11 protein-coding genes are annotated in these 13,694 nt (G+C 73.1%); 2 read left to right on the top strand and 9 right to left on the bottom strand.

Annotation, left to right across the window (positions count from 1 at the left end; all coding sequences use genetic code 11):
* Positions 1-1,026 precede the first annotated feature (1,026 nt).
* Complete coding sequence (locus VM685_RS01040) at positions 1,027-1,176, top strand: hypothetical protein (protein WP_325458249.1); 150 nt, start codon at positions 1,027-1,029, stop codon at positions 1,174-1,176.
* A 633-nt stretch (positions 1,177-1,809) separates the two neighbouring features.
* On the opposite strand, the gene VM685_RS01035 is transcribed toward VM685_RS01040, so the two are convergent.
* Positions 1,810-2,493, bottom strand: coding sequence for a response regulator transcription factor (locus tag VM685_RS01035; protein WP_325458248.1), 684 nt, complete (start codon positions 2,491-2,493; stop codon positions 1,810-1,812).
* 421 nt (positions 2,494-2,914) lie between these two features.
* Between VM685_RS01035 and VM685_RS01030 the strand changes: the two genes are divergently transcribed.
* Positions 2,915-4,867, top strand: a complete 1,953-nt coding sequence (locus VM685_RS01030) for an ATP-binding protein (protein ID WP_325458247.1) — start codon at positions 2,915-2,917, stop codon at positions 4,865-4,867.
* 104 nt (positions 4,868-4,971) lie between these two features.
* Here the strand turns inward: VM685_RS01030 and VM685_RS01025 are convergent, their stop codons facing one another.
* From VM685_RS01025 to VM685_RS00990, 8 genes are read right to left on the bottom strand one after another with little or no spacing between them, the layout of a single operon-like run.
* A complete protein-coding gene (locus VM685_RS01025; RefSeq protein WP_325458246.1) occupies positions 4,972-5,136 on the bottom strand; it encodes a hypothetical protein in 165 nt (54 codons plus the stop codon).
* Between the two features lie 2 nt (positions 5,137-5,138).
* Positions 5,139-6,416 (bottom strand): glycosyltransferase family 4 protein, encoded by a 1,278-nt coding sequence (locus VM685_RS01020; protein WP_325458245.1) that lies wholly within the window; start codon positions 6,414-6,416, stop codon positions 5,139-5,141.
* Complete coding sequence (locus VM685_RS01015) at positions 6,404-7,150, bottom strand: class I SAM-dependent methyltransferase (RefSeq protein WP_325458244.1); 747 nt, start codon at positions 7,148-7,150, stop codon at positions 6,404-6,406. The genes VM685_RS01020 and VM685_RS01015 overlap by 13 nt, the downstream gene beginning before the upstream one ends.
* The gene (locus tag VM685_RS01010; RefSeq protein ID WP_325458243.1) at positions 7,143-8,465 is read right to left on the bottom strand and encodes a glycosyltransferase family 2 protein; all 1,323 of its coding nucleotides are present in this window, start codon (positions 8,463-8,465) and stop codon (positions 7,143-7,145) included. Before VM685_RS01010 ends, VM685_RS01015 begins: the two co-directional genes overlap by 8 nt.
* The gene (locus VM685_RS01005; protein ID WP_325458242.1) at positions 8,462-9,685 is read right to left on the bottom strand and encodes a glycosyltransferase family 2 protein; all 1,224 of its coding nucleotides are present in this window, start codon (positions 9,683-9,685) and stop codon (positions 8,462-8,464) included. Before VM685_RS01005 ends, VM685_RS01010 begins: the two co-directional genes overlap by 4 nt.
* Entirely contained in the window at positions 9,685-11,478 is a 1,794-nt protein-coding gene (locus VM685_RS01000; RefSeq protein ID WP_325458241.1) for an ABC transporter ATP-binding protein, read from the bottom strand. Before VM685_RS01000 ends, VM685_RS01005 begins: the two co-directional genes overlap by 1 nt.
* The gene (locus VM685_RS00995) at positions 11,475-12,470 is read right to left on the bottom strand and encodes a glycosyltransferase family A protein (protein WP_325458240.1); all 996 of its coding nucleotides are present in this window, start codon (positions 12,468-12,470) and stop codon (positions 11,475-11,477) included. The genes VM685_RS01000 and VM685_RS00995 overlap by 4 nt, the downstream gene beginning before the upstream one ends.
* Positions 12,467-13,564: an NAD-dependent epimerase/dehydratase family protein gene (locus tag VM685_RS00990; RefSeq protein WP_325458251.1), complete on the bottom strand. Its 1,098-nt coding sequence runs from the start codon at positions 13,562-13,564 to the stop codon at positions 12,467-12,469. Before VM685_RS00990 ends, VM685_RS00995 begins: the two co-directional genes overlap by 4 nt.
* Between the last annotated feature and the right edge of the window lie 130 nt (positions 13,565-13,694).

The following is a 13,694-nucleotide window of genomic DNA, read 5'->3' as shown; positions in this document are numbered from 1 at the left end:
CGATAGTCGCGCATGCTGCCCGTGAGGGCTGCCGGCGGCGTATAGTTATTAAATGCCTTCAGCATTGATAGCTCCCCACCCTGTTCTCGGGTTCGGAGCACGTTGTACACTCTAGGTGTTATTGGTCAGTGTACATAAGATAGTGCGAAGAAGTGCTGGCAGAGTTAATCTTCGGTGACTTCATGCGGTTAATAAGGTGTTCTTCCGCAAACTGTTGGCGTCCTGTTGAAGAAGTTGTGATCCAGAAATTCGCGTTCTCTCCGGGGCACCGCTGGACCGGGACGTCGGAAGCCACGACCGCGCTGTGCCAGTGGGGCCGGACGGCTGTGGCGAGATCTGCTCGGGACCCGCTCCGGCGCGGGGTGCTTCCTTCGCGTGAGGAAGCTCGACCCGATGGAGCCCTGCGCTCAGGGCTCGTTGGCCGCAAGTGGGACACCGCTGGAGGGTGGGACCCGGATCCGCCACGAAAGGGAGCGGAGCAGGTCGGGACTGATCCGCCAGGCTGGTCCTTCGCTCTCTCGCTGGACCATGGCGCGGGGCCCTGCTGAGTTTCGCCACAGGGCCGCCTCAACGTCCGCCAGTCCGACCTCCGCCCCCAGATGGGCGGGCAACGCCGCGGCCAGTTCCCGGCCACCGCACACGCCGCGACGCAGCAGGATCGAAACGATCGCGGCGTCCAGGCGGGAAACCGGCGGGGGTGGTCGGGCGGCCGCCATCGTCAGAATTCCGCCCAGGCGTCTACCGCGGGCTCAAGCGGGCTTGCCGGCAGCGCCCCTCCGACGGGGGACTGGGAAAGGGCGATCGGGCGGTCGGCGGTTCCTGGAGCGGAAGATCCCCGGCCGCGCCCTGCCGTTCGAGGTCGTACTGGGCCGCGCCGATGGCCCACGCGGGTCCAGGACCGCATCCGCGACATGCTGGAGGCCCGCGTCGGCGGCGCTGGACCTGGCCGCCCTGCCCGAGCCGCTGGGCCGGAAGCTCGCGGCGGCGGCGGAGCGCGAGCAGGTCGCGCCCGGGGACTTCCTGCGGATGGCGGTGGCCGATTTCGCCGACTATGCGGGCGCCGAGGACCGGCAGGACGCCGGCTGGGCCTGCCTGCAGACCATGCTGGAATGGCGGCTCGCCCAGGCCGGTCCAGCGCCGGCGGAGGAGCCGGAGACGGAAAGGGAGCCCTCATGACCAATTCCGAGCCCACGGGCGGGGCGACAGGCCGGGGCTCAACCCGGACCTGAAGCGCTCCGTCGACAGCGGCTATTCGGAGCAGATGCACGGCAGCGAACCGCTCGCCAAGGTCTCGGTGAAGGAGGGGGCGCCGACGGTCGGCCGACCCTCTGGGCGGTGGTGGTCCTCGGCCTGGTGCTCTTCACCGCCTGGCTGGTCTTCGGCTGAACCCCCAAGGCCGTCGCCGTGGCTCCTCCGCCTGCAGACGCCGCGCGCCGTCCTCTATCGCGGGCCGGGAGTTGCGGCGCCGGCGCAGCCGGGCCGCTCAGGGTGGAGACGCGAACCGCAGGCTGACCGGGTGATCGGCTCAGGACGATCGGCGGCGCCCCCGCCGGAGGTCCGCGGCGGGCGGCCCGGGGTCTGTCTCGGCGGGTCCGGTCGCCGATCCCTCGCCGGCGTCCTGAGGCGCGTCCAGCCGCGCGGCCAGCCGGCGCCGCCACGCCGCCAGGGCGGCGCGCAGCGGGTCATGGTCGCCCGGTGGGGCCGGCTCCGCCGCCTCGGCGATCGCCGCCAGACGGGCCCGGAGGCGCAGCCGCCATGCCGCCACCGCCCTCTGCACGCGCGGATCCGGATCGGGTGGCGGGGCTCCGTTCACTCTGGATCCTCGGGACCCGCCAGCGAGGCCGCCAGGAACCTGGGGGCGATCAGCGCCGCCTCCGTCCGGTTCCGGGATCCGGTGAGCTTGAGCACCTGGTGGATGTGCAGCTTGACCGTGCCAGGGGCGATGTCGAGGGCGGTGGCGATCTCGCGGTTCGTCATGCCCTGGCCGAGGTGGGCGAGGACCTCGAGCTGCCGGCGGGTGAGCTGGCGGGATCCTTCCGCGCGGGCGCCTCCGCAGCGTTCTCCCATGAGCGGCGGGGGGAACACCGGCTGGCCGGTGCGGGCGATGGCGATGACCTCCTCGATCTCCTCGGCCGCCATGTCCTTGCTGGCGTAGGCGCGGACCCCGGCCTTCCGCGCCAGGTCGGAAAGCGCGGGGTTCCGACGGTCGTCCAGGGCCACCACGGGGGCGCCTGCGACCCTTTGGGTGAGCGCCTCCAGCCAGCGGAAGTCGTAGTTGACCGTGAACAGGTCGACCACCACCAGGCTGTAGGCGGGGGCGGCCCGGCCGTCGGCCTCCCGTGCGCTGCCGACGCAGTCCGGGCGCGGCAGGCCACACCGGACGAGGAGGTGGGACAGCGCCTCGCGGCAGACCGGCTTCTCCTCCACGAGCAGGCATCCGCCCGGCTCGTCGTGAGGAGCGGTAAATCCAGACGCGCCCGGCAACTTCGACATGCCGCGTCGAGAGCATAATACCCTTACCACCACAAGGGTTTTTTGACGTCTCGATCAGTGTAGGGCCGTCCATATACCCAAGGATATAGCCGCCGGTAGTGCGTAGTTCAGTCTCGCAACCGCAGGTATGGCAACGGGCGGATTTTACGGGAATGGACGGATTGGGATATACCTATAGATATACATTAACATAAATGGGTATCGAGCTATCAATACAACAAAGCAGGTCGGATTTATCTAATCATTAACCCGGTTCCATCTGAGATTACCGTGTTCATCGAGGAGGGGTGATGCGCGACGCAGCGGCGAACGCCGGGACTTCGGCGATGATGCAGGAGGTCCCCGCGCCTAGCCGCCGGCCCGCCGGCCGGCCTTGCGCGGCACCCCGCCGCGCTCCGTTCGCGGACTGAGGGAGGACGCGGTGACCCTGGACGACCCGCAAGCGCCATCCGGCGAGGGACTTCGATACTCCCCGGAAGACCTGCTGACCGGCGTGCTGAAGATGTCCTCGGAAGGCGTCGTCGTGGTCGACGCCGACCAGCGCATCCTCGTCTTCAGCGACGGCGCCGAGGCGATCTTCGGCTATGCGGCGGACGAGATCCGCGGCGAGCTGCTGGAGCGCCTGATGCCCCACCGCTTCCGCTCGGACCACGCGACGCTGGTCAGGGACTTCGGGCGGGGCTCGCGCGACAGCATCATCATGAGCCACCGTGGCGTCCTCGTCGGCCTCAGGAAGTCGGGCGAGGAGTTTCCCCTGGAGGCCTCGGTGTCGCGCCAGGTCACCTGCCATGGGGTCCTCTACACCGCGATCGTCCGCGACGTCTCGGCGCGGCTGAAGCAGGAGGCGGTCCTGCGCAGCTCGGAGCGGCGCCTGCGGCTGGCGACCGAGACCGCCAACCTCCAGGTTTTCGAGATCGACTTCAGGAACCGCACGCTCACCGCCGACGGCGCGCCCTCCCTGTTCGATCCGCCGCTCAGGTTCGAGGACGTCGGCGCCGACGTCTGGGCCGCGATCGACCCCTCCGACCGCCCGAGCGCCAAGGCGGCCTGGGAAGAGCACCGGCTCACGGGCCAACCCTTCCGCCTTGAGGTGCAGCTGAACCGCCCGCAGCGGCCGCGGGTGTGGGCGCTCCTGAGCGCCGAGCTGGTGCGTGACGAAGCCGGCGAGCCCACCCAGCTCGTGGGCGCCATCCAGGACGTGACGGAACGCCGGCTGGCGGAGCGCGCAGCGCACGAGGCTGCGGCCGAGGCGCAGGCCGCCAACGCGGCGAAGACCAGCTTCCTGGCGACCATGAGCCACGAGATCCGGACGCCGCTGAACGGCGTGCTCGGCATGGCCCAGGCCATGGCCATCGACCAGCTGAGCCCCGTGCAGCGCGAACGGCTGGAGGTCCTGCGGCAGTCCGGCGAAGCCCTCCTGGCGATCGTCAACGACGTGCTGGACCTGGCGAAGATCGAGTCCGGCAAGCTGGAGATCGAACATGCGCCGTTCGATCTGGGACAACTGATCCATGGGCTGGACGCGTCGTTCGCCCCGCTGGCGGCCGACAAGGGCGTCGTCCTGCGGGTGGACCCGGGCGACGCCGACCGGATCTACGAAGGCGACCCCACCCGCATCCGCCAGATCCTGGCCAATCTGCTCTCCAATGCGTTGAAGTTCACGGAGCGGGGCGAGGTGCGCCTGCAGGCGCGCGACGCCGGGGGCGAGCTGAGGATCGAGGTCTCCGACACCGGGATCGGCATCGCCCCCGAGGCGATGCCCAACCTGTTCCAGGTCTTCGCCCAGGCCGACGCCTCCACCACCCGCAGGTTCGGGGGCACCGGCCTGGGCCTGGCCATCAGCCGCCAGCTGGCGGAGCGGATGAACGGCCGCCTGACGGTGACCAGCAGCCCGGGCGTGGGCTCGACCTTCACGCTCGCCCTACCCCTGCCGGTTGCGACCCGCGCCGTCGCCGGCGCGGGCGACGGCCCGGCGGACCTGCCGCTGGCGTCGGTCCGCGTCCTCGTGGCGGAGGACAACCCGGTGAACAGGCTGGTGATCAGCACGCTCCTCGCCCAGCTCGACCTCAAGGTGACGGTGGTGGAGAACGGCCGACTTGCGGTCGAGGCCTGGCGAGCGGAGCCCTACGACCTGGTGCTGATGGATGTGCAGATGCCGGAACTCGACGGCCCCGACGCGGCCCGCGAGATCCGCCAGCTCGAAGTGGGCTCCGGACGGGCCCGCACACCGATCATCGGGCTCACCGCCAACGCCATGACCCATCAGGTGGACGGCTATCTCGCCGCCGGGATGGACAGCGTGGTCACCAAGCCGATCGAGCTGCCGAAGCTGGTGGAGGCGATGCAGACAGCGCTGGCGGCGCGGGGGCTCTGACTTCGCGCGAGGCGGGAGGCTCTACACCGGCGCCGGCGCCGGCGCTGCCGCGAAGCCAGGTCACGTCTGGCGCTTCCACACGGGCCTCCCGGCAAACTCCAGGCCTAGCCGAGGAGTCCTGCAACCTTGAGGACCGTGAGCGCGCCCGTCGCGCAGGCCGCGCCGATCCCGAGCGCGGTCAGGCCGGGGCCGTGGTCGTAGCGCCAGTGGCGCAGGCGGCGGCGCAGGCGCGAGCGCCAGCCGTCCGGCTCCTTGAGGACCCAGGGCACCTTCAAGCCCCCGCCGGCGCGGGCGCAGCCCGCGTCAGCCCGCGCGGCCGCGACGCGGCCCCGGAGAGGAGGGCCGCCAGGGCCCTCCCGACCGGCTCCAGGCCGTAGCGCGCCTCGACGGCCTCGCGGGCGGCGCGGCCCAGGCGCTGGCGGCGGGCGGGATCGGCGAGCAGCGCCGCCAGGGCCTGCGCGGCCCCTTCGATCGAGCCGCGGGGCACGACAAGCCCGCCGGCCGCCTCGCCGCCGCGGAAGATGTCGGCCAGCCCGTGGGCGTCGCTCGCCACCACCGGCAGTCCGCAGGCCATGGCCTCCAGCGGCGCTACGGGCATGCCCTCGGTTCGCGAGAGGGTGACGTAGAGGTCGGCGGCGGACAGCCAGCGGCGAATCAGCGGCGGATCGGTGACATAGGTGGAACGCCAGTCCACAGACGGGAGATCGGCGACCAGCCGGGCGAACGCGTCGCGGTCCTGCCCGGATCCAAGCAGCACCAGCCGGGCGGCGGGATGGGCCGCCGCCGCGCGCTTCCAGGCCGCGATCAGGACGTCCAGGCCCTTGCGGTGGATGCCGATCCGACCATGGTTGAGGGCCAGCACCGCACCGGGGGCGACGCCGAGCGCCTGCCGCGCGGCGTCGCGCGGCCCGGCCCGCCACAGGCTGGCGTCCACCGGATTGGGGATGTCGTGCATGCGGGCCGGGGCCAGGCGGTAGCGGGCCGACAGGCGCGATCGCTCGCGGGCCGAAGGGACGATGAGGCTCCGGCAACGCCGCAGGGAGGCGCCGCGGATCCGCGCTTCGAGGGGGGATAGCGTGACGTCACCGCCCTGGAAGGTCGCATCGAGCGGCAGGCGCAGGGCGCCGGCGAGCGCGGCCAGGGCGTCGAAGCGGGCATGCTCGTAGTCCTGGACGAGGAGGCTGTCGCAGCCTTCCCGGGCAAGCGCCCTCGCGAAGCCCCGGAAGGGCGTCCGGGCCCACTGCAGGGCGGCGCGGACCGAGGGACGGCCCTGGGCGGCGCCCTGACCCGAGCGTCGGCCCGGCACCAGCCATATGGCTGCGCCGGTCTCCGCATGCACGAGGCGCTCGGGCCGGCGGCGTCGCTCGGTCGCGTGGATGATCACGGCGCGGCGGCCGTGGCGCTGAAGCGCGGCGACATAGCCGAACAGCCAGCCGCCGCGCATGCGGCGCGCGTAGTCCTCGGCGTCGAGTCCCAGGGGGTCGAGGAACTCCTCGATGACGTCGCCCCAGGGGAAGATGGCGACGGCGCGGTGGTCTAGCGTCGCCATGCGCCCGCGATCTCCGCACCGCCGAGGGCGGGATGATGGAGGAGGTAGCCTGCCGCGGCGAACGGGGCGGCCAGGGCATAGAGCAGCCTGCGGCCGCGGCGACCCAGTCGGGAGAAGGCGATATCGTGAAAGACGGCGGTGAAGCCGTTGATGAAGCTCGCGCGGGCCTCGGGCGCCTTGCCGAAGAGGGCTTCCAGGTCCTCGGCCCGATAGCCGCGGCGCACGTGTCCCCAGTCCGCCATCAGCTCCGTCTCGTGCGGGCAGATCGGAGCAAGGACCCGGATATGGGGGTAGCGCCAGGCGGCCGTCGGCGTGGACACCAGCACCACGCCGCCGGGCCGCGTGACGCGCGCCGCCTCGGCCGCGGCCCGGGCGTCGTCGGAGATGTGCTCCAGCACGTCGAACAGGGTGACCGCGTCGAAGACGCCGTCGGCGAACGGCAGGCGTAGCGCGTCGGCGCAGACGAAGGTCACCCGACCGGCCGCCGGCCCGTGGCCGGCCAGACCGGGGTCGATGTCGGCGGAGACCACCTCGGCGTCGGGATAGAGCAACCACGCCAGGCCGCTGCGCCCGCCGCCGATGTCCAGGATGCGCGGGGGGCGGCCGTCGTCGCGCAGCCGCTCCGGCGCGATCCTGTGAATGGCGCGCATCTTCTCGCGATAGAAGAGGCCGTCGGTGAGCCCGTGGGGGAAGGGGTTCCGGGCCAGGAAGGCGCCGAGCGCGGTCTTAGGCATGCTGGGCCGCTCCGATGTCGGCGACCGGGCGCGAGCCCGGCGCAACCCCCGGGCGGCGTCGCCACCCGGGACGGAAGAGGTACTGAAGACCCGCGGTCCAGCCGATCACCTCCGCCGCCAGCAGGCGAAGTCGCCAGCCGTCGAGCGTCTGGATCGCGCCGAGCGCGGTCCGCGCGAAATAGACCGGCAGCTGTCGGCGGATGCGGCGCAGGTCGCCGGGCGCGCCGTACCGGTCGGCCTGGGCGACCAGGGCGGCCACATGACCCTGCATGTAGGCGCGATACTGTCGACGCAGCCCCCGCCAGTCGCGCCGATGATGGTGGAAGACGACCGCCCGCGGTTCGTAGAGGCAGCGGCCGCCGGCCGCCAGGATCCGGTACCAGAACTCGGAATCCTCCGAGCAGCCGGCGGCGCCGGCGCCCAGCCGCTCGTCGAACCCGCCCAGGCCGGCGAGGCTGGCGCGACGGAAGGCCATGTTCGCGCCGGCCCCGATGCGCCAAACCTGGGGGCCGGCCTCCCGCGTCTCCTCGAGGAAGCCGGGGTCGAAGAGCAGCGGCGTGAACCGGGAGGTGAAGCCGCCCAGGTGCAGCTCGAAGGCGCGCTGGGCGGGCGTGGCCAGGCTGGCGGGCAGGACCAGCCCGGTGACGGCGTCGGCGCCGGAGGTGTCGAACGCGCGCACGAGCTCGCCGGTCCAGGCGGGATGCAGCTCCACATCGTCGTCGGTGAAGGCCACGAATTCCGCATGCGCGGCGGCCAGGCCGGCGTTGCGCGCGATGCTGAGCCCGGGCCGCGGCTCGTGCACGTAGGTGACGCCGGGCCGGTCCGCCGCCACGGCGCGCGCGCTGGCGGCGGGATCGTTGTCGACCACCACGACCTGGACCGGCGGCGCGTCCTGCGCCGCGAGGCTCGCCAGGCAGGCCTCCAGCATGCCTGGACGCCCGCGGGTGCAGACGATCACCGCGAGGCGATCGGCGCCCTGTCCCGACCGGCCCGCCGCCTGGGCGAGACGCTCGAGCACCGGCAGCCGGGCGGCGTCCCCGAGCGACAGGTCGTGGTGCGGCTGTCCGTCGAAGCCCGCCCGCGGCGCCGCGCCCGGGCCCCGGGCGCGGGCCCAGGCCTGGTCGGCGACCCACGGGCTCGCCAGCGCCAGGAGCTGGTCGCGGCCGAGAGGCGTCTCGGCGGGCAGCAGCGCCTTGGCGCCGAGCGGCAGGGCGCCCCACCACAGGACCAGGAACAGGCCGTGGTCCCGGCGCGCGACCTCCGCAACCCCGCCGGCGAGGTCCAGGTGGAGGATCTCCCAGGGAGACTCCGTCACGCCACGCCCTCCCGGATGACCCGCGACCGCGCCCGCGAGCGGTCGTACTCGCCGAACATCCCCTGCAGGCCGCCCGCCAGTTCCGCCCAGGCGAAGCCGAGCTCCGTCCGCCGCCCGCGCAGCGCCGCCCGCGCCACCGCCGCGAGCCGGTCGAGGCCCCACCACCAGACGATCGCCCTCTGGCGGCCCGCGAGCTCCGGGTCGGTGCGGCGGCACTTGGCCAGATAGGCCATGAAGCCGAGCCCCCAGGTCCAGTACTGGCGCCTGAGCTGCTCCAGCGTCTCGCGATGCTCGTGGAACACCGCGTAGCCGGGCTCGTAGACCATCGGGCGGCCGCTGCGCAGGACGCGGTAGAAGATGTCGAGATCGCCGCCGCCCGGCAGCGGGGCGCCGGTGTCGAGCGCCTCGTCGAAGCCGCCGAGCTCGAGGAGCAGGCGGCGGTCGAAGCACATGTTGCAGCCGGCCCCGAGAATCCCGGCGCCGACCGGGTGGAGACGGTTGCCGAACCGGTCCTGGCGGAACTCGGTGGGCCGGAAGCCCCGTCCGAACCCGCCCCGGCTCTCGAAACGGACCTGCGCCTCCGTGTCGAGCCGGAAGGGGAGGACGAGGCCGGTGAACCCGCCGGCGTCGGGCCGCGCCGCGATCGCCGCCGCCAGCGCCCGGAGGTAGCCGCCGTCGACGACCACGTCATCGTCAAGGTAGGCGAGGTAGTCGCCCGTGGCCGCCCGGAGGGCGGCGTTGCGGGCGAAGTCGAGCCCCGCCCGCGGTTCCAGGACGTAGCGCACCCCAGCGACCCCCGCCACCGCGCGCCGGGTCGCATCGTCCGACGGCGCGTTGTCGACGACGAGGACCTCGACCGAGCAGAAGCCGGACCGGTCCAGGGCGGCCAGGGAGGCGAGCAGGCGCGCGAGCCGCGCCGCGCGGTCCTTGGTGCAGACGGCGATGGTCAGGCTGGTCGGCGCCACGGGGCCGGGCTCGCCCCACAGCGCGTCGAGCTCGGCCGCGGCGCGGAGCGTCAGCACGGCGTGGGCGAACCGCGCCTCCGCCAGCGCCGACACCTCCGCGGCGGACATGCCGCGGCCGTCGGGTCGTGGGATCATGGCGAACCCTGCGGGCCGGCCCCGCCATCGCGCCAGAAGGCCGACGCCGGACTGCCCGGGCTCGAGGCCGATCGCGGCCGGCGGCTTGGCAAGGTCGAGCTCGACCAGGCGGTATCCCATCACGCGACCTCCTTCACCAGCGGCCCGGCGTACTGCAGCCCATGCAGCCGCGCGAACTGGCCGGGCCGCGCCAGCAGCTCCCCGGGCGGACCGGCCTCGGCCACCCGCCCGCCGTCGAGCACGACCACCTGGTCGGCGGCCATGACGGTGGACAGCCGGTGGGCGACCACCACCACGGTCCGCCCCGCCGAGAAGGTCCGCAGCGCCGCCTGGAACGCCTGTTCCGTCTCGGCGTCGAGGGCGTTGGTGGGTTCGTCGAGCAGGAGCAGGTCCGGCGACTTCAGGATGGTGCGGGCCAGGGCGACCCGCTGGCGCTGGCCGCCGGACAGGCGGGCGCCCCGGTCGCCGAGCTCGGTGTCGAGGCCCTGCGGCAGGGCGTGCAGGAAGTCGGCGCCGGCCACGGCGGCCGCGGCCTCCACCGCTGCGCGGGGCGCGTGCATGTCGCCGTAGGCGATGTTCCAGGCGGCGCTGGCGTTGAACAGCTGGGCCTCCTGGGCCATCAGCGAAACCCGGCCGCGCCAGGCGGCGAGGTCGAGTTCCGGAAGCGGGCGGCCGTCGGCCAGGATCACGCCGCCCGTGGGGTCGCGGAAGCGGAACAGCAGCGAGAGCAGGGTGGACTTGCCTGCCCCCGAGCGGCCGACGATGGCGGTGGTCCGGCCAGCGGGGATGGTGAAGCTCACGCGGTCCAGGACCGGAGGCTCCGCCGGATCGTAGGCGTAGCTCACGTCCCTCAGCTCCAGGCCGCAGGCCAGGGGCGCGACGGGCCGGTCGCCGCCGCCGATGTAGGGTCGGGCCGTGGCGGCGAGCACCGCATCGACGTCGTCGACCGCCGCGGCCAGCCCGTCGAGCGCCACCTTGCACTGCATGAACTCGCGCGTGGGGCCCTGCAGGCGGTAGAGCAGCGCCAGGAAGGCGGCCAGGGGGGCAAGGCCCGCGCCGAGCGCCACCCCGGCCAGCACGAGCGCGCCGATGAGCAGCGCGCCGCACACCTCGGCGACGGGCCCGGGCAGCGCCCAGAGCACGTCGAGCGCCAGGATGCGGCGGCGGACCCGATCAGAGACGCTGCGGAAGCGCTCCGCCTCGTAGGCCTCCCGGCCGAAGCTGCGCACGAGCTGCAGCGCCCCCATGCTCTCCCACATCCGCAGGCCGAATGTCCGGTTCTCCTCGACCACGGCCCGCCCGGTGTCCTGCGCGCGCCGGGTGACGAGATGCACAAGGCCCGCCGCCCCGCCGAGCAGCAGGAGGGCGCAGGCCGTAAGCGGCGGCGAGATGGCCAGCAGCAGGGCGAGCAGGACCAGGAAGGTCACCGCGCAGATCGCCAGCCGGTAGGCCAGGCTGAGCGCGCTGCTGACCTTCCAGGTGTTGTTGGCCAGCGTCGTCACCACATCGGTGATCCGGGCGTCCGGCCGGTAGTCGGGGCAGGCGGCGAGGGTCTGCTCGAAGATGCGGCTCCGCAGCCGGTGCGCGACCAGGCCGTCCACGTAGCGGGCCACCACGCCGCCCCCGAAGACGGCGAGGTTCTTGCCCGCCACGGCGACGCAGAGCGCCGCGACGAGCGCCGGCAGCCGCCAGGCGGGCGCGAGCGGAGCCAACAGGGCGTCGAAGCCGCGGGCGAGGGGGTGGGCGCCGCCGCTGGCGCCCAGGTTCTGCAGCAGGGGGATGAAGAGGTAGAGCGCGAGCCCGTCGAGGGCGGCCGAGGCGAGCGCCAGGCCGGTGACCGCGGGCGCCGCCCACGGGGGCGCCGACGACAGGCGCCGCACCTGCGCCAGCCGACCGGCGAACGAGCGGCTCACAGCCCCGCCTCGAGGAAGGCGGGCCGGAAGGGGCCGCCCTGGCGCAGCAGGCGTTGCGCGAGGATCTTCATCGGCGCCGGGGTGCGCGCCTTCAGCGTGAGCCAGGCAAGATCGCCCATGCGGTCGGCGAGGTCGAACGCGTTCAGGAAGCCGTGCTGGGTGAGCAGCGTCGCGGCGTTGGCGAGCGGTCCTGTCGTCATGGCGCGCGCGAGCAGCCAGTAGACCATGTCGCGACGGTGCGCCTGGTACTCGGCCTCGTACTCGGGCCGGCGCGCCCGGAAGGCGTCGAGGGTCAGCTCGCACGACCGCAGCATGCGTAGCGCGTCGGAGGACATGTTGCCCCGGGTCACGCGGTAGCCCGTGAGATGGCGGCGCACCACGCGGAACTCGTGCGCCTCGGCCAGCCGCAGGTAGATCATCAGGTCCTCGCAGCCCTGCGCGCCGCGGGCGCGCAGGGAGGGGTCGTAACCTCCGACCTGCTCGAAGGCCGAGCGGCGGATGAGCGGCGAGCTGCCGTTGCCCACCACATTGGCCCGGCAAAGGTCGCGCAGGACCCATCCTTCCGCCTGGGGCCGGTGCTCCAGCGAGTAGATGCGGTCGTCGCCGTCGATCAGCGCCGCCCAGGTGTAGACGAGGCCCACCCCTGGACCGCCCGCCGCCATGGCGGCCATCTGCAGGGCGATCTTCTCGGGCGCCCAGAGGTCGTCGGCGTCGACGAAGGCGAGATGGTCGGCGCGGGCCGCGGCGGCGCCGGCGTTACGCGCGGCCGCGACCCCGGCGTTGGCCTGGCTCAGCAGCCGGATGCGGGGATCGCGCGCGGCCGCGGCGTGGACGCGGGCGGGACCGTCGTCGCTCGAGCCGTCGTCGACGACGATGACCTCCAGCTCGCGCCAGGTCTGGCGGGAGATGCTGGCGAGGGTCCGCTCGACGGTCGCGCCCCCGTTGTGCAGGGGCACGACGACGGAGACGGACGGGTCGGCGGCCGGGCTCATGCGCGAGCCGGGGCCGCCCCGGGCGGCGGCTCGTCGGTCCAGGCGATGACGCCAGCCGTCAGCCGGCGACGGCGGCGCGCGGCGGGCCGCAGCTCGGGGACGAGGGCCGCCGGCAGCAGGATGGGCTCGGGCGCCTCCGGGATGCGGGTCGCGCCGGCCATGCGCGCCTGGAACCAGGCGATGGTGCGGTCCACCCCCTCCTCGTACGGCACCGCGCACGTCCAGCCGGGGATCACCTGGCCGGCAAGGGCCAGGTCGGGCCGGCGGTTGGTGGGGTCGTGCGGGGCTGGCGGCAGGTGGCGGATCTCGCACCCGGGGAACCGGCGCTGGATGTACTCGGCCACCTGGAGCACCGGGATCTCCCGGTCGTTGCCGACATTGAGGGGGCCCGGGTAGTCGACGCCGTCCCGCCACCAGTAGCGCTCGAGCCCCGCGAGGATGTCGTCCACATAGCCCCAGCTCCGGGTCTGGGAGCCGTCGCCGTAGACGGTGATCGGCAGGCCGCGGAGGGCCTGGGTGACGAAGTTCGAGACCGCCCGGCCATCGTCCATGCGGGTGCGCGGCCCGAAGACGTTGAACAGCCGCACGACCTTGATGCGCACGCCGCGGGTTCGTCGCGCCTCGAAGAGCATCGCCTCGACGCAGCGCTTGCTCTCGTCGTAGGCGGCGCGCGGCCCGGTGCAGTCGACCGAACCGCGGTAGCTCTCCGGCTGGGGCGAGACGAGGGGGTCGCCGTAGACCTCGGAGGTGGAGGTGTAGGCGAGCTGGCCGCCGGGCTCGAGCAGCTCGAGGCAGCGCATCGCGCCCAGCACATTGGCCGAGATGGTCCGCAGCGGCTCGGCCATGTACCAGGGCGGGGAGGCTGGCGAGGCGAGGTGGTAGATCTCGTCGAACCTGCCGCTCAGCGGGGCGCGCTCGATGTCGCCGATGACGATGCGCAGGCGCTCGTCGGCGGGGTGATCGAGGTTGTCGCGGAGCCCGGTCCACAGGTTGTCGACCACCGTAAGCTCGCCCACGTCCGCCCGTTTGAGCAGCCGGTCCACAAGATGGGAGCCGATGAAGCCGAGCCCCCCCGCCACCAGAACACGTTTCATCGCCAAGCCTCGCTCCTGCTCTCCAGTTCATCGGGAGCGGACCGCGCGACCGGTGCGGCTCAGCTCCGAGAGAACGGGCGGCTAACCCGTGGAGCAGCGGCGCCGTTCCAAATTGGGCAAGAAAATGTCA

This window comes from Phenylobacterium sp., from assembly GCF_035539035.1.
Lineage (GTDB): Bacteria > Pseudomonadota > Alphaproteobacteria > Caulobacterales > Caulobacteraceae > Phenylobacterium.
The sequence above is the reverse complement of the archived record's forward strand: the minus strand, read 5'-3'. Positions and strand labels throughout refer to the sequence as shown.

Coding starts and splice junctions, on each gene's coding strand:
- VM685_RS00995 (WP_325458240.1), bottom strand. CDS start 12,470: ATGAGCCCGGCCGCCGACCCGTCCGTCTCCGTCGTCGTGCCCCTGCAC.
- VM685_RS00990 (WP_325458251.1), bottom strand. CDS start 13,564: ATGAAACGTGTTCTGGTGGCGGGGGGGCTCGGCTTCATCGGCTCCCAT.
- VM685_RS01035 (WP_325458248.1), bottom strand. CDS start 2,493: ATGTCGAAGTTGCCGGGCGCGTCTGGATTTACCGCTCCTCACGACGAG.
- VM685_RS01020 (WP_325458245.1), bottom strand. CDS start 6,416: ATGGCGACGCTAGACCACCGCGCCGTCGCCATCTTCCCCTGGGGCGAC.
- VM685_RS01040 (WP_325458249.1), top strand. CDS start 1,027: ATGGCGGTGGCCGATTTCGCCGACTATGCGGGCGCCGAGGACCGGCAG.
- VM685_RS01005 (WP_325458242.1), bottom strand. CDS start 9,685: ATGGGATACCGCCTGGTCGAGCTCGACCTTGCCAAGCCGCCGGCCGCG.
- VM685_RS01015 (WP_325458244.1), bottom strand. CDS start 7,150: ATGCCTAAGACCGCGCTCGGCGCCTTCCTGGCCCGGAACCCCTTCCCC.